The sequence below is a fragment of the Pseudomonas sp. IT-P171 genome, assembly GCF_949767765.1.
GTDB lineage: Bacteria > Pseudomonadota > Gammaproteobacteria > Pseudomonadales > Pseudomonadaceae > Aquipseudomonas > Aquipseudomonas fluorescens_B.
This window is the reverse complement of the sequence record NZ_CATKQN010000016.1, coordinates 21,071-43,485: the sequence shown is the minus strand read 5'-3', so window position 1 is coordinate 43,485 and position 22,415 is coordinate 21,071. Positions and strand designations below refer to the sequence as shown.

Here is a 22,415-nt window from a genome sequence, read left to right as displayed (position 1 = left end):
TTCAGTCCTTGGTGACCCGGTTGATTTCTTCAAGGCTGGTGATGCCTTGCATGGCCTTGATCAGCCCGGAAGTACGCAGGTCGTTGAAGCCGTCTTTGCGCATCTGGATATCGATTTCCAGCGAATTGCCTTCGGCCATGATCAGCCGTTGCAGGTCCGGTGTGTTCTTCACCACTTCATAAATTCCCACGCGCCCCTTGTAGCCAACGTTGCACTGGTCGCAACCGACCGGTTCATAGATCGTGAACGAGCCAATGCGTTCCTCGGGGAAGCCTTCCTTGATCAACGCCTCGCGGGGAATATCGATGGGTCTCTTGCAATGGCTGCACAGTTTGCGCGCAAGGCGCTGGGCGATGATCAGACTGACCGAGGTGGCGATGTTGAACCCCTGAATGCCCATGTTGTGCAGGCGGGTCAGGGTTTCCGCGGCGCTGTTGGTGTGCAGGGTCGACAGCACCAGGTGACCGGTCTGGGCGGCCTTGATGGCGATCTCCGCGGTTTCCAGGTCACGGATCTCGCCGACCATGATCACGTCCGGGTCCTGGCGCAAAAACGAACGCAGCGCCTGGGCAAAGCCCAGCCCCTGCTTGGGGTTGACGTTGACCTGGTTGATGCCTTCCATGTTGATCTCTACCGGATCTTCGGCGGTGGAGATATTGATGTCCACGGTGTTGAGGATATTCAGCCCGGTATAGAGCGACACGGTCTTGCCCGAACCGGTAGGCCCGGTCACCAGGATCATCCCTTGTGGCTGCTTCAGTGCGGCCATGTACAGGTCTTTCTGGTCCGGCTCGTAGCCGAGGGCGTCGATGCCCATTTGGGCGCTGGACGGGTCGAGGATCCGGATCACCACTTTCTCGCCCCACAGGGTCGGCAGGGTATTGACCCGGAAGTCGATGGACTTGCTCTTGGACAGGCGCATCTTGATCCGCCCGTCCTGGGGTTTGCGTCGCTCGGAGATGTCGAGGCTGGCCATGACTTTCAGGCGCGCGGCGATGCGGTTGGCCAGTTGAATCGGTGGCTTGGCGACTTCACGCAACATGCCGTCGGTGCGCATCCGCACGCGGTAGGTTTTCTCGTAGGGTTCGAAGTGCAGGTCGGATGAGCCGCTCTTGATTGCGTCGAGCAACATCTTGTGGACAAAGCGCACCACCGGCGCGTCGTCGGCGTCTTGCCCGGCGATGGCGTCCTGGTTGCGGTCGTCGATCGACTCGATGTCGACGCCATCGAGGTCGACGTCGGCCATGTCTTCGAGGCCGGAATTGTGGCTGTCGAAAAATTTCTCGATGGCGTCGCTGAGCTTGTCGTCCTCCACCAGGATGGCTTCGGTGTTCAGCCCGGTGCTGAACTGGATATCGTTGATGGCCTGGTAATTGGTCGGGTCGGAAACGCCGACGAACAACTTGTTGCCGCGCCGCCAGAGGGGCAGGGCGTTGTGCTGGCGAAGCAGTTTTTCGCTGACCAGCCCTTTGGGTTGGGACTCTTTGTCCAGGCAGTGGAGGTCCAGCAGCGCCATGCCGAAATGCTCGGAGGCGATCTCGGCGATCTGACGGCTTTTCACCAGTTTGTTCTGCACCAGATAACTGACCAGGGAGAGTTTCTGGCGTTGGGCTTGCTGATACGCCTGTTGCGCGCTTTTGTCAGTGAGCAGTTCGGCCATGACCAATTGCTTGGCCAGACCGCTAAGGGCGATGTCATTCATTGGGATACCGGACGCAGACAGTTCATGACTTATAGCCTAGTCAACCCAAGGAGCCAAACCAGCGCTGCTCTGGTGACAAAAAGTGTCAGTTAGTGCGGACCTTGGGTGCAGACAAAAGCGCCGCGTTGTTCTCGCGCCCCGTTAACAGGGGATTAACGGATTGGCACGGGCTGTGCTGCGGCTAATTCAGATCATGAGATGTCGACTCATGCATGGAGCTTGTCTATGAATACTCAAAAAGGTTTTACGCTGATCGAACTGCTGATCGTGGTGGCGATCATCGGGATTCTGGCGACATTTGCGTTGCCGGCTTATTCGAAATATCAGGCCCGGGCCAAAGTTACGGCCGGGCTTGCTGAGATTTCTGCTTTAAAAGTGAATTTTGAAGATGTGCTGAATCAGGGGCTCAATCCGGATTTGGCCAAAGTGGGTGGCACGTCGCCTACCACCAATTGCACGATCACTGCTTCGGGTACAGCCTCTGACGGCAAAGGTACTATCGGTTGCACGATTCTTAATGCGCCAGCGCCAGTTCTTAGCAAGACCATTACGCTGACCCGCGACCCGACAACCGGCTGGGCGTGTACGACCAAGGTCGATGCCGACTATGCCCCAGGCGGATGTGTTGCTAACTAAGAGCCTGTTCTGCCTCGCTTGAAATATGCCCCGTTAAAAACGGGGCATTTTTTTTGATAGCCCAAAGGAAAAAAAGAAAACCCCGAGAATTCATGGCCTTAGGCCCACGCCAAAACCCGCAACTTGCATGTACATATTTTCAAAGTCATGCAATTTGCATGATTCCGAAAATTTCACATTTATATATACCATTGATTTATAACGATTTTTTATCTGTCTCAAACTTGGCACAGCGTTCGCAATATACCCAGTAACCCTGCTGACAAGACATGCAGCAGACTTTATGAAAAAACAGGAGTTACTCGTATGAAGAAGTTCGCTATCGCTGCCGCTACTGCTACCGCGCTGACCCTGACCATGGCCAACGCTGCATTTGCTCAAACCACCCAGGCTACCCAGTCCCCAATGGTGCTGGCTGCTGGTGAAGTGACAGAAGCCAAAGAAGCAACCTCTGACACCTGGATCACCACCAAAGTCAAAGCTGACCTGGTGACCGAAAAAGGCATTCCTGGTACCGACATCAAGGTTGAAACCAACAAAGGTGTTGTTTCCCTGTCGTCTACCGTCGCGGTGACTGACGCTCAGAAAGCCACTGCTGTGGCCATCACCAAGAAAATCAAAGGCGTCAAAGCGGTCTCCGCTGACGGCCTGAAAGCCGAGTAAGGCAAGACTTCTCGCCTGGACCGGGAGAAGACGCGGTAGACGGGCCGAGTCATACGTCCGCCGCGACTTGAGAGTTCATGCGACGGCCACAAGGATGTGGCCATTACAGGCCCCGGACATTCGTGTTCGGGGCCTGTTCTATTGTGGGCGCACAAAAAAAGATCGCTGCCTTCGACAGCGCCTACAGAGATCCACATTCCCTGTAGGCGCTGCCGAAGGCTGCGATCTTTTGCTCTTCAGTTACCGCGCTTGCTGGTGATCTGCTTCAACCGATTCCCTTCAAACCGCAGATACTGGTACATCCCGCCGCTGGGTCCGTAGGTCCATTCCTCGACCTGGAATTCTTCCCGGCGATTGGCACTGCGCTTGTAGCCCAACAGATCGCGGCTGACCGGCTCACCGCACTTCTGCAGCACCTCGCTGGACCTGTCCCCGACGCTGACCAACTGACTGCCGCAACGCAGGGTATCGGCGGCCGAAGCCTGACTGGCCGCGAGTGCCAGGGTCAGGCCGAACAGCAATTGTCTGATCATCACTCGGCGTCCAGATGCAGTGGTGTCACCACCTTGCCGTCACTTTCCGCTTCGCCGAGGCTGGCGTCGATGAAATACACGCGGTCGTCGGCCAACTGTCCCTTGTCGACCAGATAATCCTTGATGCTGCTGGCACGGTCCTGGCCCAGTTGGCGCAACAGCACGTCGCTGGTACTCCAGAACTTGATCACGTCCGCGCGCATTTTCGCGGTGCGTTCTTCCTTGCCCAGATCCTTCCATTCGGCGGGTGGCTGGGTTTTCAGGCGAGTGCGGTAGATGCCTTCCAGCAGCGGGCCTTTCTCGCTGTCCGGTACTTGCAGCAGCGAAGCCTGCGCCGGCACCTTGTCGCCGCGACGCTGGAGCATTTTGTAGTAGTTGTACTGGTATTCCCGCTCCAGGCGTTGCTCGGCGATCGGCGGACCATCACTGCTGGCGGCAGCGGTGCCTTCGATTTCCAGGCGCAACGCCGGACGTTCCTTGAGGGCCTGGGACAGTTTGACCAACGAGCCCTCGGCCTCCTTGCTCAGGTCGCTGGAACCTGGTGCGAACGACACCGTGCCCAGGTCTTCCGAGCCACCGCCACTGACCAGTCCGCCGATCATTTTGAACGGCGCGGCGGCGGCCTTGACGATCAGGTTGCGCAGGGTCTGCCAGACAATCGGCATGACGCTGAATTGTGGATTGTTGAGGTCGCCGGTGACCGGCAGTTCGATGGAAATCTTGCCGTCGACGTCCTTGAGCAGGGCAATCGCCAGTTTCAACGGCAGGCTGACGGCGTCCGGGCTGTCGACCTTTTCACCGAGCTGCAACTGCTCGACCACCACTTTGTTTTCAGCCTTGAGCTGACCTTTGGTGATCAGGTAATGCAGGTCGAGATTGAGCCGGCCCTTACGGATACGGTAGCCGGCGAACTTGCCGGAGTAGGGCGTCAGCGTGGTCAGCTCGACGCGTTTGAAACTGGTAGCGATGTCGAGGCTGGCCATTGGGTCGAACGGATTGACCGAGCCCTTGATGGTCACCGGTGCGTAGCGATCGACCTTGCCTTTGATGTCCACGGTCGCCGGTTTCGCCTGACGGCTGTCGATGGTGCCGATCTGGCCGTTGAGCTGTTGCACGGCGGTGGCGAAGTTCGGGGTCAGACTGAAGTCGGCAAAGTTGGCCGAGCCGTCATTGATGGCAACCCCGCCAATGTGAATGCCCAGCGGTTTGTCCTTGCTGGCGGCGGGTTTGGCGGCGGCCGTTTTGGCCCCGGAGTCGGGCGGTTGCGGGATCAGCAGGTCATCGACGTTGGTGGTGCGGTCATCGTTGATCATGAAGCGCACATAGGGCTGGAACAGGTTGATCCGGTCGATCGACAGGCTGTCGCCGTGCTGATAATTCAAGCCTTCGACCACCACCTGCTGCCACTTGAGGAAGTCGCGGGTTTTCAGGGTGTCGAGGGTGTGCAACTGATCGATTTGCGCGCGTCCTGTCACGCTGAGCGCCAACGGCTCGGTGCTTTTCAGGTTGACTGCCAGGTCGCTGCCAAGCATGCCGCTGCGCAGTTCGAGGCGAATGAACGGGTTGATGTAGGACTGCGCAACCCGCAGGTCGATGTCCTTGGTCTGCACGTTGAGCCTGGCGCTGACGGGGGCCAGATTGACCTCGCCATCGGCGGTGATCTTGCCTTGCTTGCCCACGCCGGTGTCGAGCTTGAGGGTAAAGGGCGAGCCATTGAGGCTGTCGAAATTCTGCAGGTCCAGGTTCAGCGGGGTCAGGTCCAGCGTCACGGCGGGTTGCGCTTTCCGATCAGCCAGGTGCACCTGGTAATCGCGCAGTTGCACGTCCTTGAGCACTACCTGCCAAGGCTTGCTCGGCGCGGCAGGTGCTTTCGGCGAGTCGGCGGCCGCCGGCGTGCTTACGGGCTCGGCTTTGGCCTTGGTCGCTTCTTTGGACGGTTGGCTGGCGAACAGTTTCTGCCAGTCGAGTTGGCCGTCCGCTTCGAGCGCCGCCCAGGTTTCCAGTTTATTGCTGCGAATCTTGCCGACCACGACTTGCTGTTTGGCCAGGTCCACGGTGGTGTCGGTGATGTCCAGTCGCGCGAGTTTCGCCAGCGGTCGACCGTCCGGGGCATTGATGGCGAAAGGCGCGACGCTGACCGCTACGTTGCTCAGCAGCAGTTCGGTTTCCTTGGACAAGTTGAGCTTGTAGTCGGTGCTCAGGTTCAGCACGCCGTTTTCCAGCACCAGCGGCAGCGCGTCGCGCACATAAGGCCAAAAGGCTTTCATCTGGCCGTCGGTGATTTTCAGCTTACCTTCGGAGGCGATCGGGATCAGGCTGAAATTGCCGGTCCAGTCGAGTTGCCCACCGTTCGGGCCGATGGCCACAAGGGTCATGTCGGCGCTGTCTTCGGGCAGGGTGCTGAGGTTGTTCAGCTCGAAATCGAGTTTGTCGTAGAGGAACTCGATGGCTTCGCTGGGGCGATCGTCCTTGAAGTGCACGACACCGTCCGCCAGTTTGATCCGCTCTATGCGCAGCGGAAAAGGTTTGGCGTCCGGGTCGGCCGGGGTCGGTTCGCTGGCGGGGATGTTGAACAGACCGAGCAGATTGAGCTTGCCGTCCTTGCCAAAGAGGATTTCGGTCTTGGGTTTGTCCAGCTCGATATCCGACAGATGCAGCGCCTTGGTCCAGAGGCTGTCGATCTGCAGGTTGGCGTACAGGCGTTCGAAGCCGATCTGTTCCTTGCCCGGCTCTCCGATGATCAGGCCCCACAGGGTGACTTCAAGGCTGAAGGGGTTGAGTTCGATTCGCTGAATCGTGGCGGGCGTCGTGGCGTAGTTGGCCAGTTGCTGGTTGGCAACCCGCAATGCGATGCCCGGCAAAATCAGAAACCCCAGCAGGCTGTAGAGGGCCAGAGCAGTCAACAGGGCGCCGATAGCGCGGATCAATCCTTTGGGCATGTGTGGCTTCATCTGTCTGAATCGGAGTGCGTTGGAGTATGGCACGCGAATCCGGTTCCGAAGCCACCCTGCGTTATAGGATTTATCTGAAATTTTCTTTGGGATTCAGAGTTGCAGGATCAGGGTTTTCAGCGGTGGCTGTTGATCCATGGACGGGAAATCGCCGCCCGGTTTCATCACCGTCCACTCGCGCACCGGCCTCCCGGCTTTCTCGGCGCAACGCAAAACCTGTTCGCGCCAGTCGTCCATGCTGACTTTTGCCAGGTTGTTGCAGCAGATCAGCACGCCATTGTCGGCGGTGGTCAGCAGCGCCGGTTTGAGCAGGCTCTGGTAGTCGCGCAGCAGGTCGACGGTGCCGAAAGCGCTCTTGGCCCAGGCCGGAGGGTCCAGCAACACCAGGTCGTATTGACGTTGTTCCAGGCGTTGATAGCTCGGCAATTTTTGCCCGCGGCGCTGGCTGATGGGCAGGCCGGCGAGCTGGCGAATGGCCGGGAAGTAATCGGACTGGATGAACTGCATGGTCGGCAACTGCGGATTGAGCAGACCGTTTTCGCGGCCAACCGCCAGATTGCCTTCGGCGAAATCCAGGTTGCACACTTCGCTCGCGCCACCGGCCGCAGCGCTCAGGCCGACGCCGCAGGTGTAGGCAAACAGGTTGAGCACGCTTTTGTGCTTGCTGTGTTCCTTGACCCAGCCGCGGGTGTTGCGCAGGTCGAGGAACAGCAGCGGGTCCTGACCGGCGTGACGGCCGCGGACCCGGTAGTTCAGGCCCCATTCGTGGCCGACCAGGTCTTGCAGGGCGGCTTCGTCGGCGCGGTAAACGGTGTCTTCGCGGTCGATGCGCGAGTTGCCCCGGGAGCGGTCGTTGTAGACCAGCAGGGTTTCGAAGCCCAGGTGTTGATTGATCGCCTCGTGCAGTTGCAGCAGGTCATCGCGCTCCAGGGCCTGGTGAAAGCTCTGTACCAACAGTTGCGGGCCGTAGCGGTCGATGGTCAGGCCGCCGGCGCCTTCCTGGCTGCCATGGAACAGGCGATAGCAATCGGTGCCTTGCTGATGCAGTTCGGCAAGCAGGTCCTGGCGATGATCGAGGGCGGCGCGCAGCGCCTGATTCAAGGAAGACATGCTGAGCGCCTTGCAGGAGGGAGGGAATTTGGCGCGGGAGTTTAACACTGTGGCAAGGGGGATTGCCTGTGGCGCGGGAGCTTGCGCCCGCTGGGCTGCGAAGCGGCCCCAAAATCTCGAGCGTTTCCGAAATCTTGCCAGTGGAACGGGGGCAAGCCCCCTCGCCACAAGGGCCGGAGTTCAGGTCGGCAACCCCATCCGCCGCTTCGCCCGATGCACCGAGCCATTACGCACTGCCCAGCGCAGCATCGGCGCGCTGCGGTTGACGCTGGCGCGGATCAGCGTGCGTTGCAGCGGACTCTGGCGGACGCCCAGCATGTCACTGGCCCAATCCGGCAGCAGGTCGATACCGGCCTGCATCATCAATCCGCCGAACGGCTTGGCCAGACGGCTGGGGGCCGGGGCGTTCAACAACCGTCGCAACACCTCGCGACTGCGATCGTCGCACAGCAGTTGCGGGCGAATGCGCTCAAGGTAATCGGCTATTTCCTGTCGCGAACGGGGCACGTCACGAGCACCGAGCCGTTCGGCGACCAGAGCGATTTCGTCGTAGTAACGGACCTGATCGGCCGCAGACAGGTGCGGATTGCGGTAACGCAAATGCGCCGCGAGGAAGTTGCTGACCTCGGCCACATGCACCCACGTCAGCAGATCGGGATCACTCGCGGCGTATGGCCGACCATCCGGCGCGGTGCCGGTCACTTGAAGGTGGATGGTGCGCACTTTCTCGATCAGCCAGTCCGCATCCCGGCGGGAACCGAACGTGGTGCCGGAAATAAACTGCCCTGTACGGCGCAAGCGACCGAGCATGTCCTCGCGAAAATTCGAATGGTCCCAGACCCCGGCCAGCGCCAATGGGTGCAGGGCTTGCAGCATCAGCGCGCTGATACCGCCAATGAGCATGCTGCTGAAGTCGCCGTGAACCTGCCAACTCACCGAATCGGGACCGAACAGGCCGGGGTCGCCCTTGGGATTTTCCAGGTCGAGCTTGCCGAGGGACAGACCGGTGAGGCTCATGACCTGGGTTTCGATGCGGCTGCGGATGAATTCCATGGCGACTCAGTGGCGAAAATGAAACGCGGCCATTGCTGGCCGCGCTGGGCTTATTGGTTCAGGCGTTTATCGACCAGGTCCTGAACCACACTTGGATCGGCCAGGGTCGACGTGTCTCCCAGACTGTCGAGCTCGTTGCAGGCGATCTTGCGCAGAATCCGCCGCATGATCTTGCCCGAACGGGTTTTCGGCAAGGCCGGTGCCCACTGGATCAGGTCCGGTTTGGCGAAGCTGCCGATCTCCTTGCTGACGTGGGCCAGCAGTTCTTTCTTCAGTTCGTCGGTGGGGTCGGTGCCGTTCATGGGCGTGACAAACGCATAGATGCCCTGGCCTTTAATGTCGTGAGGGTAACCGACCACGGCAGCCTCGGCGATGCTGTCGTGCAGCACCAGGGCACTTTCGACTTCGGCGGTGCCGATGCGGTGACCGGAAACGTTGATCACGTCGTCGATACGCCCGGTAATCCAGTAATCGCCGTCCTCGTCGCGGCGAGCGCCGTCGCCGGTGAAGTAGTAACCGGGATAGGGTTTGAAGTAGGTATCGACCATCCGTTGCGGGTCGCCGTAGACGCTGCGGATCTGTGCCGGCCAGCTGGATTTGATCGCCAGCACACCGCTGCCGGCGCCTTTGATTTCCTTGCCCACTTCATCGAGCAGCACCGGTTGCACGCCGAACATCGGTTGCGTGGCGCAGCCGGGTTTGATCCGCTGCGCGCTGACCAGCGGGCTGAGCATGATGCCGCCGGTCTCGGTCTGCCACCAGGTATCGACGATCGGGCAACGCTGTTCGCCGACGACATTGAAATACCAGTCCCACGCTTCCGGGTTGATCGGCTCACCGACGCTGCCGAGTAATCTGAGGCTGGCGCGAGACGTTTCCTTCAACGGTTCGGGGCCTTCGCGCATCAGCGAGCGCAGGGCGGTGGGGGCGGTGTAGAAGATGTTGACGTGGTGTTTATCGATCACCTGCCAGAAACGTGAACTGCTTGGATAACTGGGTACGCCTTCGAAGATCAGCGTGGTCGCGCCGTTGGCCAGCGGCCCGTAGACGATGTAACTGTGGCCGGTGACCCAGCCGACATCGGCGGTGCACCAGAAGACTTCGTCGTCGCGGTAGTCGAGCACGTATTTGAAGGTCATCGCCGCTTGCAGCAGATAGCCGCCGGTAGTGTGCAGCACACCTTTGGGTTTGCCCGTGCTGCCGGAGGTGTAAAGAATGAACAGCGGGTCCTCGGCGTCCATCGGTTCTGGCGGGCAATCGTCGCTGACATCGCGCAGAGCCTGGTGATACCAGAGGTCGCGGCCTTCGACCCAGTTCACTTCACCCTGAGTACGCTCGACCACGATCACGGTGCTGACATTCGGACAACTCTGCAGCGCCTTGTCGACCTTGTCTTTGAGCGGTACGAATTTGCCGCCGCGCACGCCTTCATCGGCGGTGATCACGGTGCGGCAGTCGGCATCGAGAATCCGGTCACGCACAGAATCGGGGGAGAACCCGCCAAACACCACCGAATGCACCGCACCGATCCGCGTGCAGGCGAGCATGGCGTAGGCGGCTTCGGGGATCATCGGCATGTAGATGCACACGCGGTCGCCTTTCTTCACGCCACGGCTTTTGAGCACGTTGGCCAGGCGGCAGACGTTGTGGTGCAGTTTTTTGTAGGTGATCTGGGCGGACTCGGCGGGGTCGTCGCCTTCCCAGATGATTGCGACCTGATCGCCGCGTTTTTCCAGGTGCCGGTCAATGCAGTTGTAACTGACATTTAACTTTGCACCGGCAAACCAGCTGGCTTCACCGGTTTTCAGGTTATAGCGCTGGACGGTATCCCAGGGTTTGCTCCAGTCGAGAAAGCGTGAAGCCTGCTCGGCCCAGAATTCGCTGGGGTGTTCGATGGATTGGCGGTACAGGCGCTTGTAGTCGTCTTGACTGAGTTGTGCGGCCCGGCGGACGGCATCGGCTTTGGGGAACGTGCTGATATCGAACATGACGGTTCCTTATTCTTGTTTTGGTAAACAAGTAATAAAGATGCGCCGAGTGACCGAAGGGTTCAAGCCGTGTGCTAAACAACTGTGGGAGCGAGCCTGCTCGCGATAGCGGTGGGTCAGCCAACATCATCGTTGAATGACATACCGCTATCGCGAGCAGGCTCGCTCCCACAGGGTAATGCAGTGAACTGTCAAATCACCCGCGGTGACGACCGCGGAAGTAGTTGATCAGCCCTTGGGTGGACGCATCGTCAGCCGGGGTTTCTTCGCTGCCGACCAGGCGGTTGTAGACGCCTTTGCCCAGCTCTTTGCCCAATTCCACGCCCCACTGGTCGAAGGCGTTGATGCCCCAGACCACGCTTTGCACGAAAACCTTGTGTTCGTACATCGCCACCAGTGCGCCAAGACGACGCGGGCTGATGCGTTCGACCACCAGCGTGTTGCTCGGACGGTTGCCCGGGATCACCTTGTGCGGCGCGAGTTTCTGCACGTCCGCTTCGGCCATGCCCTTCTCACGCAGTTCGGCTTCTGCTTCGGCGCGGGTCTTGCCGAGCATCAGTGCCTGGCTTTGCGACAGGCAGTTGGCGTACAGCCATTGGTGATGATCGGAGACCGGGTTGAAGCTGACGATCGGCACGATGAAGTCGGCCGGAATCAGTTGGGTGCCCTGGTGCAGCAACTGGTGATACGCGTGTTGGCCGTTGCAACCCACGCCGCCCCAGATGACGGGGCCAGTGTCGGTGGACACCGGCGTGCCGTCCTGACGCACGCTCTTGCCGTTGGATTCCATGTCCAGCTGTTGCAAGTGTTTGGTGATATTACGCAGGTAGTGGTCGTACGGCAGGATCGCGTGACTTTGCGCGCCCCAGAAGTTGCCGTACCAGACGCCGAGCAAGGCCAGCAGCACCGGCATGTTCTGTTCGAACGGCGCGCTCTGGAAATGCTGGTCCATGGTGTAGGCACCGGACAGCAGTTCCTTGAAGTTCGACATGCCGATGGCCAGGGCAATCGGCAATCCGATGGCCGACCACAGCGAGTAGCGACCGCCGACCCAGTCCCACATCGGGAAGATGTTTTCTTCGCGGATACCGAACGCCACAGCCGCCGCGTTGTTGCTGGAAACGGCGATGAAGTGACGATACAGCTCGGCTTCCGAACCGCCCTGAGCCAGGTACCAGGCGCGAGCGGCCTGGGCATTCTTCAGGGTTTCGAGGGTGTTGAAGGATTTCGACGAAACGATAAACAGCGTGGTCTCGGCACGCAGCTTCATGGTCAGCTCATGGAGTTCACTGCCGTCGATGTTCGCCAGGTAATGACAGCGCACGCCTTTCTGGGCGTAGGACAGCAGCGCTTCTGAGACCAGCTCGGGGCCGAGGAACGAGCCACCGATGCCGATGTTCACCACGTCGGTGATCGGCTTCTCGGTGTAACCGCGCCACAGGCCGTCGTGGATACGGCCCACGAGGTCGGTAATCTTGTTCAACACCTTGTGTACTTCGGGCATCACGTTGACGCCATTGACCGACAGCTTTTCACCCACTGGACGACGCAGCGCGGTGTGCAGGGCCGGACGGCCTTCGGAGGAGTTGACGATCTCGCCGTCGAACAGCGCTTTGATCGCGCCCTTGAGGTCGACTTCGTTGGCCAGGCCCACCAGCAGATCGCGGGTTTCGGCGTTGATCAGGTTCTTCGAGTAGTCGAGAAACAGGCCGCAGCTGCTGAGGGTGAATTGAGTAAAACGCTGCGGGTCGGCATTAAAGGCTTCGCGCATGCTGAAATCCTGCATGGCTTGGCGGTGGTCATTCAGCGCTTGCCAGGCGGGCAGAGCGGTCACGTCGTGAGGAGTGCGGTAGTACGCCATCGCTGCGGGTTTCCTTTTTACTTGAACGGCCTTTTGAACACTAAAAATCCCGGAGCGCTGTGAGGGCGTCCGGTCAACTGCGTCGACACGATTTCATGGCGCAGGGCGAATACAGTAAACCTCGCGCTGCGATCTGTCTTGACTTTGTCTGACCCGTTCCCGGTACTTTTTTATACATAAAGTGGGGAACGGTCCGACAAACGGAAGAGAAGGTTCGGTCAGGCAACCTGAACCGGAATGGCATTGCTGGTGTGGCTCAACTCGTTACCCGGCGCCATGTAAAGCATGCGCGGCTTGAAGTTGAGCAGCTCGGCTTCGCTGTAGTGAGCGTAAGCGCAGATGATCACACGGTCGCCGACCTTGGCCTTGTGCGCCGCGGCACCGTTAACCGAAATCATGCGCGAGCCTTCTTCGCCACGAATCGCATAAGTGGTGAAGCGTTCGCCGTTGTCGACGTTGTAGATCTGGATCTGTTCGTATTCACGGATGCCGGACAAGTCCAGCCATTCGCCGTCGATGGCGCAGGAACCTTCGTAATCAAGAACTGCGTGGGTGACTTCGGCGCGATGCAGCTTGGCCTTGAGCATGATGGCGTGCATGAGTGTTTCCCCAGGTCGGAATCGAACGGCGGGCAGTTTGCCCGAAGGCATTGTGGGCAGCAATACAGGGCGCAAGGGAGCAGCCCTCTGCAGGAGCCAGCAAGCCGGCTCCTAAGGATTTGTGGTGTTTTATGCGGTGGCGTCGAGGTTCAGGTGCAGGTTGTCGATCAACCGTGTGGTGCCGAGGAACGCCGCCACCAGAATCACCAGATCCCGATCTTCCGTCGTCGCCGGACGCAAGGTCAGCGCATGACGGATTTCCAGGTAATCGGTACGCAGGCCCGCGGCTTCGAGCTGCTGCTGTTGTGCCGCGATCAGCGCCGGATAATCGCGATCACCTTGTTTGATGGCTTCGGCAATCGAGGCCAGCGTGCGATACACCACCGGCGCAACCGCCCGCTGTTCTTCGCTGAGGAACCCATTGCGCGATGACAGTGCCAGGCCGTCGGCCGCACGGACCGTCGGCTCGCCGATGATCTGGATCGGCATGTTCAGGTCATGCACCAGCGCGCGAATCACCGCCAGTTGCTGGAAGTCTTTCTGACCGAAGATCGCCAGGTCCGGTTGAACCATGTTGAACAGCTTGCTGACCACCGTCGCCACACCTTCGAAATGCCCCGGACGGCTGGCGCCGCACAAGCCTTCGGACAGTTGCGGAACACTGACGCGAGTCTGGCCAGCCATGCCATCGGGGTACATTTCTTCGACTGTCGGCGCGAACAGCAAGTGGCAACCGGCCTGGAGCAACTTTTCCTGGTCTGCCGCGAGGGTGCGGGGGTACTTGTCGAGGTCTTCGCCGGCACCGAACTGCAGTGGGTTGACGAAAATGCTCGCGACCACGAAATCCGCCCGTTGGCTGGCTTTGGTAATCAGTGCGATATGACCGCTGTGCAGGTTGCCCATGGTCGGCACGAAGGCAATGCGCTTGCCTTCGCTGCGGGCACGGGCCACGGCGGCCCGCAGTTCGCGTACGGTTTTAACGGTGTTCATGCAGAGAATCCGTGTTCGATACCAGGGAAAGTCGCCGCTTTGACGTCAGTGACGTAAGCGTTCAGGGCCGCTTGAATGCTGGGTTGGCCGTTCATGAAGTTTTTCACGAATTTCGGCACTCGGCCCGTAATCGACAGACCGAGCATGTCGTGCAGCACCAGGACCTGGCCGTCGGTACCGCTGCCGGCGCCGATGCCGATCACCGGTATCCCCACTGCCTGGGTAATTTCCTGAGCCAGTTCGCTCGGTACGCATTCGAGCAGCAGCATGGCGGCACCGGCCTGTTCCAGGGCGATGGCGTCGGCGCGCATCTGCCGTGCCTGGTTCTCGTTACGGCCCTGGACTTTGTAACCGCCCAGAATGTTCACCGACTGCGGTGTCAGCCCCATGTGTGCGCACACCGGGATACCGCGCTCGGCCAGCAGACGGATCGAGTCTGCCAGCCACAGCGCGCCTTCGACCTTGACCATGTGCGCACCGGCCTGCATCAACAGGGCGCTGTTGGTCATGGTTTGTTCGAGGGTGGCATAGGCCATGAAGGGCAGGTCGGCGAGGATCAACGCGTCAGTGTTACCGCGTTTGACGGCGGCGACGTGGTAAGCCATCTCGGCGGTGGTCACCGGCAGGGTGCTGTCGTGACCCTGGAGCACCATGCCGAGGGAGTCGCCCACCAGCAGCACTTCGACGCCAGCCTCATTGCAGGCGTGGGCGAAGGTCGCGTCATAGCAGGTCAGCATGGTGATTTTTTCACCTTTTTGCTTGAGACCTTGCAGAGTGGTCAGGGTGATGGCTGGCATGAAAAGTTCCTCATTCAGGCGCTGTGGAAACTACTGCGAGTAACGCGCGTGATTCTTCGTTAAATACAGGCGCACGGTCTGTTGTCGTGCTTTTAAGGCCTGGATTGCGCCCTTCAATGCCGCGTTGGCGGCAGCGGGACGCCTATAGTCGTGAGGAGAACTCGGGAAGTCAATTGCGTGTGTTACCGCGTTGTTACGCGTGGGGTGTTACCGGAGTAACTGATGCGATTCAGCAGCCGCAGATCTTATGCACGACACAAGCGGGCTTGCTCGCGAAGGCGGTGGATCAGTCGGCATCAATACTGAATGACACACCGCCTTCGCGAGCAAGCCCGCTCCCACAGTGGTTTTGTGTCAACTTTGAGGGAGGCGTTCCAGCCCGACGAACGGGCAGGCTGCGAGCAATTCACTCAGGCTGCGCCCATCCGCCAAACGCAAATCCGCCGGCGCCAACTCGGCCAGCGGATACAGAACGAACGCGCGTTCCTGCATATGGTAGTGAGGCACCTTGAGGCGCGGTTCATCGATCAGTCGATCGCCGAACAGCAGAATATCGAGATCCAGCGTGCGCGGCCCCCAGCGTTCCAGGCGTTCGCGGCCCTGTCCGTTTTCGATGGCTTGCAGCGCGTCGAGCAGGTCCAGCGGTGCGAGCGTGCTATCGAGCGCGGCGACCGCGTTGGTGTAACGCGGTTGGCCGGGTAGCAGCGAGTCGCTCTGATAAAACGCTGAAACCCCGACCAGTTCGGTCTGCGGCAATTGCGCCAGCGCCTCGACGGCGCTGCGCAATTGTTCGGCGGGGTCAGCCAGGTTGCTGCCCATGCCGATGTAGATGCGTTCCATGCTTACTCGCCCGTAGCGCTCGGAGCGCCAGCCGCGCGTTTGCGCTTGGCACCGCCGCTGCGGCGACGTTTGCGCGGCGCACCGCTGGCGCCGTCGTCCTTGCCGCTGAGGTCGCGGATCATGTCGCGACGCTCACTGTCGTTGGCGTCCTGATAATCGGTCCACCATTCGCCCAGGCCATCGGTCTGCTCGCCGGCGCTTTCACGCAGCAGCAGGAAGTCGTAACCGGCGCGGAATCGCGGATTGTCCAGCAACAGATCGGCGCGTTTGCCGCTGCGGCGTGGCAGGCGTTCCTGCATGTCCCAGATTTCGCGGATCGGCATGGTGAAGCGTTTTGGAATCGCGATCCGCTGGCACTGTTCGGCAATCAACTCATGCGCCGCTTCCTGCATCGCCGGGATCGGCGGCATGCCACGTTCCTGCAAGCGCAACACGCGAGCCGGCAGGGCAGGCCAGAGCAGGGCTGCAAACAGGAACGCCGGGGTCACCGGTTTGTTCTGCTTGATCCGCAGGTCGGTGTTGATCAGCGCTTCGCTGATCAGGGTGTGGGTGTACGTCGGGTTGTATTCCAGCGCCTCGGCACTGGCCGGGAACAGCGGATCGAACAACTGCAAGTCGACCAGCATCTCGAAGGTGTCCGCGGCGTGGCCGGAGAGGAACAGCTTGAGCACTTCTTCGAACAGGCGGGCCGACGGGATCTCGCGCAGCATCGGCGCCAGATCGCGGATCGGCACGGCGCTGTGTTTTTCGATACCGAAATTCAGTTTCGCGGCGAAACGCACGGCCCGCAGCATCCGTACCGGGTCTTCCTGGTAGCGTTGCTTCGGGTCACCGATCAGGCGGATCAGGTGATTGCGGATGTCGTGTACGCCGTTGGCGTAATCGAGAATACGTTCGCTGACCGGATCGTAATACAGGGCGTTGATGGTGAAGTCGCGGCGTTGCGCGTCTTCTTCCAGCGTGCCGTAGACGTTGTCGCGCAGGATGCGCCCGCTCTCGTTGCGGGAAGACTGGTTGCTGTCTTCCTCTTCGTCGTTTTGCGGGTGATTGGCGCGGAAGGTTGCGACTTCGATGATTTCGCGACCAAAGTGGATATGCACCAGTTTGAAGCGACGACCGATGATCCGCGCATTGCGGAATTCGGCGCGAACCTGTTCAGGGGTAGCGCTGGTGGCAACGTCGAAATCTTTTGGCGTGATGCCGAGCATCATGTCACGCACACAGCCGCCGACCAGATAAGCCTGGTAACCGGCGTTCTGCAGGCGTTCGACGATATTCACCGCATAACGGCTGAATTGCGCCTTTTGCAGCGAATGTTGGCCGCTGTTAAGCACTTCAGGCGTGCTGCGGATGTGTTGCGTATGACGCTTGGGAGAACGGAATGACTGGAACAGCTTCTTCAGCATGGGATGCACTGTTTGAAGGAATGTTCGGCCATAACGAAGAATGACCGCATGATGGGCGGGGATTCTAGCATTTAGTCGGGGGATGGTGTAGGAAGCTGCGCAAGCGCTTGAAGGGCATGCCTGGCACGGGGGGTAAACAGCAGAAACTACAAGGGGAGCCGAAGCTCCCCAAGAAGTAGTTGCATGTTCTATTTTTGTTATTGGTTTCGGGCTTCTTGTTTTTGTTGAGTGCCCGCGTCATGAAGTTTTCCTTCATGACCCTCCCAATCGGGAGCCAAGAGCAAACGGATTGCTTTGGTCGCTGTGCTGCAGTGATCTTGCGATCCAACCAGTTCAGGCTCTGTCTCAGGACAGTTTTTGTTGTTCTCGGCCTGGTCGTGGGGCAAGCCCCAAATACAACGCCTCTCCAAAAGAATCAGTTAGCTGCGCCTCTCGCCGTCTTGTTTTTATTGTGCGTGAGTCGATTCGTCTTATTTTTATTGTCTTGTGCATTGCTTGTTATTGTTGTTGTACCAAACATATAGCAGGGTGCGTGCCAACTTTTGTGAGGCCCAGCAAAACAAGGGGTTACGTCACCTGAGCAGGTTTTTCGAGGCCCAAAAAAACCGGGGCTTCGTTACCGTAAGCCCCGGCTTCTGTTACGTGAAAAAGCTGAGGTAACAGTTTTTTCACAAAGTCATGTGTTACCCGCTCAGCTCTCGCTGGCCACCCCGGTCTTGCGCCGCGGGATACCCAGGCGCTGGCGACGTTCCCACAGACATTTACGGCTGACCCCGAGTTTGCGTGCCAGCTCGGTTTCGGTCATGTGGTCCTGATGCTCGAGAACGAAGTGCTGGAAGTAATCTTCCAGCGACAGGTCTTCGGTCGGCTCATGATTGTTGTTGCCGGCGCCGTTGCCCTGTTGCGGGGGCAGGCCGATGAACTCGTCGTCTTCCAGGCCGCTCAGCTCGATGTCGATGCCCAGCAGCTCGGCGGAAATTTCCGGGCTCTCGCACAGGATGACCGCACGCTCGACCGCGTTTTCCAATTCGCGCACGTTGCCCGGCCAGGAGTAGTGACGAATCGCCTGCTCGGCGTCCGCGGCGAATTTCAGGTCGGTGCGGTTGACCCGCGCGCTCTGCCGCGCCAGGAAAGCATTGGCGATTTCGTTGACGTCGGCGCCACGCTCGCGCAGTGCCGGCAGTTTCAGGGCGATCACGTGGAGGCGGTAATACAAGTCTTCACGGAACTGACCGATCTTGGCCAGGCTCTTGAGGTCGCGGTGAGTCGCGGCGATCAAACGCACATCGACTTTCTGCGACTGCACCGAGCCCACCCGGCGAATTTCGCCTTCCTGCAACACGCGCAGCAGGCGAGCCTGGGCTTCCAATGGCAGTTCGCCGATTTCATCGAGGAACAAGGTGCCGCCGTCCGCCGCTTCCACCAGGCCGGCACGTCCGGCGCTGGCGCCGGTGAACGCGCCTTTTTCGTGACCGAACAGTTCGGACTCGATCAGGCTTTCCGGAATGGCCGCGCAGTTCACCGAAATCATCGGTGCCTTGGCGCGTTTGGACAGGTTGTGCAGGGCGCGCGCCACCAGTTCCTTACCGGTGCCGGACTCGCCCTGGATCAGGACATTGGAGTCGGTCGGTGCCACTTTGCGGATCTTGCTGTACAGATCCTGCATCGGCGGGCACGAGCCGATGATGCCGATTTCGCCGTTGCTGTTGTCGATGCCCGGTTTCGCCGCGCCATTGGCGGCTTTGCCGACGGCAGGTTCACCGCTGGCCGGCACCGATTGCCGGTCACGCAAGATGCGAGCGACGGCCTGGAGCATTTCGTCGTGGTCGAAAGGCTTGGCGATGTAATCCACCGCGCCCATCTTCATTGAGTCGACCGCCGAGCGCAGGCTGGCGTAACTGGTCATGATCAGCACCGGAGTGCCCTGGCCGAGTTTGATCAACTCGGTGCCCGGTGCGCCAGGCAGGCGCAGGTCACTGACGATCAGGTCGAACGTGGGAATGGTGAAGCGTTCTTGTGCTTCCTGCACTGAACCGGCTTCGCTGACCTGGTACTGGTTACGTTCCAGCAGGCGGCGCAAGGCGGAGCGGATAATTGTTTCGTCTTCGACGATCAAAATGTGCGGCATTGATTCGATACTCTCGACGGTCTCAGTTCACAGCGGACGTCGCTTCGACATGACGCGGCAAGGTCACCCGGATACGGGTGCCGCGTTGGCTTTGAACATCAGCCGGGCTGTCGATGGTGATTTGTCCATAATGCTCTTCAACGATGGAATAGACCAGTGCAAGGCCCAGACCGGTGCCTTCGCCAGGATCCTTGGTGGTGAAGAAAGGTTCGAACAATCGGTCCATGATGTTCTTCGGAATACCGCTGCCTTCGTCTTCCACGATCAGGTCGACCGTGTGTTCGCCGGCTTCGCTCTTGACCCGCACCGCACTGCCGGGAGGCGAGGCGTCACGGGCGTTTGAGAGCAGGTTGATCAATACTTGGGCGAGGCGTTGCGGATCGCCTTCGACCCAATGATCGGGGTCGCACAGGTTATAGAACTGCACTTCGAAATTGCGTCGGTTCAGGGCCAGCAAACCGATGGCGTCCTGGGCCACTTCGGCCAGACAGACGGGCTCGTCGCTGTGTTGATGACTGCCGGCGTGGGCAAAACTCATCAGCGACTGAACGATGCGCGACACGCGTTTGGTTTGCTCCAGGATCTGCCCGCTGATCTCCTTCAGCTCGCCATCGTCTTCACGTTCTTCGCGCAGGTTCTGCGCCAGGCACGCGATGCCGGTGATCGGGTTGCCGATTTCATGGGCCACACCCGCCGCGAGTCGCCCGATGCTGGCCAGGCGCTCGGAGTGCACCAGCTTGTCTTCGAGCATCTGGGTTTCGGTCAGGTCTTCCACCAGCAGTACCAGGCCACTGTTGCCCGGTGCGAGCGGTTCATCGATCGCCGCTTTGTGCAGGTTCAGCCAGCGGGTCTGGCCATCGAGCGCCAGATGTTGCTTATGCAAATGTTCGTCGGGCAGGTTGATGAAGCCTTGCAGCAGTTCTTTCCACGGATCGGCGATGGTGCTCAGTCGTGAGCCGACCACACGCTGCGCGGCAATTCCGGTCAGCTCCTCCATGGCTTTGTTCCACATGAGGATTTCCTGATCCTTGGCCAGCGAGCAAACGCCCATCGGCAATTCCTGCAAGGTCTGACGGTGATAGCGGCGCAGGGCATCGAGTTCGGCGGCAAGACCGGTGAGGCGCGAGTGGTAGTCCTCGAGGCGGCTTTCGATGAAGTGGATGTCCTCGGTGACATAGTTTTCGCCGCCGGCCTTGTAAGGCAGGAACGTCTCGACCATGTCCTGCGCGACGCTCGGCCCCATCAGGCCCGAGAGGTTGGCTTCGATCCGGTCACGCAAGCGGCGCAAGGCATAAGGCCGGCGCTCGTCGAACGGCAGATAGAGATCGCGCAGCGCCTGCTCGACTTCCTTTTGCGCAGCCTTGGCGCCCAAGGGTTTGGCCAGTTGCGTGGCGAACTCCTGGGGCGAGGCGGCGTGCAGTTCACGGCGTTGCGGGCGGCGCACGTTGTCCACGGCGCAGGCTTCGGCAGCGCTGGCCTCCTCGGGACTGGCGTTGGTGAACAGTGAAATCAGGGTGAACATCAGCACGTTGGCGGCCAGCGACGCAATCGCGGCCATGTGCCAACTGGTGTCGTCCAGCACGTAGATCATGTTCAGCAGCGGAATGTAGAACCCTTGCAGATTGCCGACCAGCGGCAGCAGCATGGTCACCAGCCACACCAGAATCCCCGCCAGCAAACCGGCGATGAAGCCGCGACGGTTGGCGGTCGGCCAGTAAAGGACGGACAGCACGCCCGGCAGGAACTGCAAGGTCGCCACAAACGCGACGATGCCGAGGTTGGCCAGGTCCTGCTCGGCACCCAGCAACAGGTAAAAACCGTAACCGGCCATGATGATCGCGACGATCAAGGCCCGACGGGTCCATTTCAGCCAGCGATAGATGTTGCCTTCGGCCGGTGGCTGATAAAGCGGCAGCACCAGATGGTTCAGCGCCATCCCGGACAGCGCCAGGGTGGTGACGATGATCAGTCCGCTCGCTGCCGACAGCCCGCCGACATACGCCAGCAACGCCAAGGCCTTGCTGTTGGCGGCGATGCCGATGCCCAGCGTGAAGTATTCAGGGTTGGTGGTGGCGCCGAGTTTCAGCCCGGCCCAGAGAATGAGCGGTACGGCCAGGCTCATCAGCAGCAGGAACAACGGCAGACCCCAGCTCGCACTGACCAGCGAACGCGGATTGAGATTCTCGGTAAATGTCATGTGGTACATGTGCGGCATCACGATCGCCGACGCGAAGAACACCAGCAGCAGCGTGCGCCACGGGCCTTCCTGCAACGGCGTGTGCAACGCGGCGAGGGCGGTCTGGTTTTGCAGCAGCCACAGTTCCAGCTGTTGCGGGCCATCGAACACGCCATACAACGCATACAGGCCAACACCGCCAATCGCAATCAGCTTGATCACCGACTCAAAGGCAATCGCGAACACCAGCCCTTCGTGTTTCTCGCGGGTGGCGATATGGCGCGAGCCAAAGAAAATCGTGAACAGCGTAATCAGCGCACAGAAGCTCAGGGCCACGCGATGCTGCACCGGTTCGCGGGTGAGGATACCGATGGAGTCTGCAACCGCTTGAATCTGCAACGCCAGCAACGGCAGCACGCCGATCAGCATGAAGATCGTGGTCAGTGCGCCGGCCCAGGTGCTGCGGAAACGGAACGCAAACAGGTCGGCCAGCGACGACAGCTGATAGGTGCGAGTAATTTTGAGGATCGGATACAGCAACACCGGCGCCAGCAGAAAAGCGCCGGAAACGCCCAGATAGCTGGAGAGAAAGCCGTAGCCGTACTGATAGGCCAGGCCCACGGTGCCGTAGAACGCCCAGGCACTGGCGTAGACACCCAGCGACAGGGTGTACGTCAGCGGGTGGCGAATGATCGCCCGGGGAATCATGCCCCGTTCGCTGATCCAGGCCACGCCGAACAGCACCGCCAGGTACGCGGCGCTGATCAGGATCATCTGGGTCAGGCTAAAGCTCATCGGCATCTTTTTGGCTCTGCAGGATGAAGGTCACGACGATCAGAATCAGCCAGAGCAGATAAGGGCGATACCAGGCGCCAGTGGCGTCGATCCACCAATCCATGATGGCCGGGGAGAACAGATAAATCCCCACTACCAGGAGCAGGACCAAGCGATAGATGTACATCCCGGCCTCTCTTTTTTATGC

At 59.9% G+C, this 22,415-nt stretch carries 17 protein-coding genes; 2 read left to right on the top strand and 15 right to left on the bottom strand.

Annotated features, from left to right (window positions below; translation table 11 throughout):
- Position 1: 1 nt before the first annotated feature.
- Complete coding sequence (gene pilB, locus ACM6I5_RS14165; RefSeq protein ID WP_017340817.1) at positions 2 to 1,702, bottom strand: type IV-A pilus assembly ATPase PilB; 1,701 nt, start codon at positions 1,700 to 1,702, stop codon at positions 2 to 4.
- Positions 1,703 to 1,927: 225 nt separating this feature from the next.
- On the opposite strand from pilB, the gene ACM6I5_RS14160 reads away from it, so the two are divergent.
- The gene (locus ACM6I5_RS14160; RefSeq protein WP_414884098.1) at positions 1,928 to 2,338 is read left to right on the top strand and encodes a pilin; all 411 of its coding nucleotides are present in this window, start codon (positions 1,928 to 1,930) and stop codon (positions 2,336 to 2,338) included.
- A 306-nt stretch (positions 2,339 to 2,644) separates the two neighbouring features.
- On the top strand, positions 2,645 to 3,001 hold the full coding sequence (locus ACM6I5_RS14155) for a BON domain-containing protein (RefSeq protein WP_017340815.1): 357 nt from the start codon (positions 2,645 to 2,647) through the stop codon (positions 2,999 to 3,001).
- A gap of 236 nt (positions 3,002 to 3,237) precedes the next feature.
- Here ACM6I5_RS14155 and ACM6I5_RS14150 read toward each other — a convergent pair whose 3' ends face one another.
- From ACM6I5_RS14150 to ACM6I5_RS14085, 14 genes are all read right to left on the bottom strand, one after another.
- Positions 3,238 to 3,534, bottom strand: a complete 297-nt coding sequence (locus ACM6I5_RS14150; protein WP_017340814.1) for a DUF2845 domain-containing protein — start codon at positions 3,532 to 3,534, stop codon at positions 3,238 to 3,240.
- A complete protein-coding gene (locus ACM6I5_RS14145; RefSeq protein ID WP_414884097.1) occupies positions 3,534 to 6,485 on the bottom strand; it encodes a DUF748 domain-containing protein in 2,952 nt (983 codons plus the stop codon). Before ACM6I5_RS14145 ends, ACM6I5_RS14150 begins: the two co-directional genes overlap by 1 nt.
- A gap of 93 nt (positions 6,486 to 6,578) precedes the next feature.
- Positions 6,579 to 7,595 (bottom strand): class I SAM-dependent rRNA methyltransferase, encoded by a 1,017-nt coding sequence (locus ACM6I5_RS14140; RefSeq protein WP_017340812.1) that lies wholly within the window; start codon positions 7,593 to 7,595, stop codon positions 6,579 to 6,581.
- Positions 7,596 to 7,775: 180 nt separating this feature from the next.
- Positions 7,776 to 8,648, bottom strand: a complete 873-nt coding sequence (locus ACM6I5_RS14135) for an oxygenase MpaB family protein (RefSeq protein ID WP_414884096.1) — start codon at positions 8,646 to 8,648, stop codon at positions 7,776 to 7,778.
- A gap of 50 nt (positions 8,649 to 8,698) precedes the next feature.
- Positions 8,699 to 10,636, bottom strand: a complete 1,938-nt coding sequence (gene acs / locus ACM6I5_RS14130; protein WP_017340810.1) for an acetate--CoA ligase — start codon at positions 10,634 to 10,636, stop codon at positions 8,699 to 8,701.
- 196 nt (positions 10,637 to 10,832) lie between these two features.
- On the bottom strand, positions 10,833 to 12,497 hold the full coding sequence (gene pgi / locus ACM6I5_RS14125; protein WP_414884095.1) for a glucose-6-phosphate isomerase: 1,665 nt from the start codon (positions 12,495 to 12,497) through the stop codon (positions 10,833 to 10,835).
- 218 nt (positions 12,498 to 12,715) lie between these two features.
- A complete protein-coding gene (gene panD / locus ACM6I5_RS14120; RefSeq protein WP_003228271.1) occupies positions 12,716 to 13,096 on the bottom strand; it encodes an aspartate 1-decarboxylase in 381 nt (126 codons plus the stop codon).
- Between the two features lie 129 nt (positions 13,097 to 13,225).
- Complete coding sequence (panC, locus tag ACM6I5_RS14115; RefSeq protein ID WP_017340808.1) at positions 13,226 to 14,086, bottom strand: pantoate--beta-alanine ligase; 861 nt, start codon at positions 14,084 to 14,086, stop codon at positions 13,226 to 13,228.
- Positions 14,083 to 14,883 carry a 3-methyl-2-oxobutanoate hydroxymethyltransferase gene (gene panB, locus ACM6I5_RS14110; protein WP_017340807.1) on the bottom strand — a complete coding sequence of 267 codons (801 nt, stop codon included), beginning with the start codon at positions 14,881 to 14,883 and terminating at the stop codon, positions 14,083 to 14,085. The genes panC and panB overlap by 4 nt, the downstream gene beginning before the upstream one ends.
- A gap of 354 nt (positions 14,884 to 15,237) precedes the next feature.
- The gene (gene folK / locus ACM6I5_RS14105) at positions 15,238 to 15,723 is read right to left on the bottom strand and encodes a 2-amino-4-hydroxy-6-hydroxymethyldihydropteridine diphosphokinase (RefSeq protein WP_017340806.1); all 486 of its coding nucleotides are present in this window, start codon (positions 15,721 to 15,723) and stop codon (positions 15,238 to 15,240) included.
- 2 nt (positions 15,724 to 15,725) lie between these two features.
- Complete coding sequence (locus ACM6I5_RS14100) at positions 15,726 to 17,129, bottom strand: polynucleotide adenylyltransferase PcnB (protein WP_414884094.1); 1,404 nt, start codon at positions 17,127 to 17,129, stop codon at positions 15,726 to 15,728.
- 691 nt (positions 17,130 to 17,820) lie between these two features.
- Positions 17,821 to 19,257: a sigma-54-dependent transcriptional regulator gene (locus tag ACM6I5_RS14095; protein ID WP_017340804.1), complete on the bottom strand. Its 1,437-nt coding sequence runs from the start codon at positions 19,255 to 19,257 to the stop codon at positions 17,821 to 17,823.
- Between the two features lie 22 nt (positions 19,258 to 19,279).
- Positions 19,280 to 22,234 carry a sensor histidine kinase gene (locus ACM6I5_RS14090; protein WP_031319123.1) on the bottom strand — a complete coding sequence of 985 codons (2,955 nt, stop codon included), beginning with the start codon at positions 22,232 to 22,234 and terminating at the stop codon, positions 19,280 to 19,282.
- Positions 22,218 to 22,394: a hypothetical protein gene (locus tag ACM6I5_RS14085; RefSeq protein ID WP_003176118.1), complete on the bottom strand. Its 177-nt coding sequence runs from the start codon at positions 22,392 to 22,394 to the stop codon at positions 22,218 to 22,220. Before ACM6I5_RS14085 ends, ACM6I5_RS14090 begins: the two co-directional genes overlap by 17 nt.
- Positions 22,395 to 22,415: the final 21 nt, after the last annotated feature.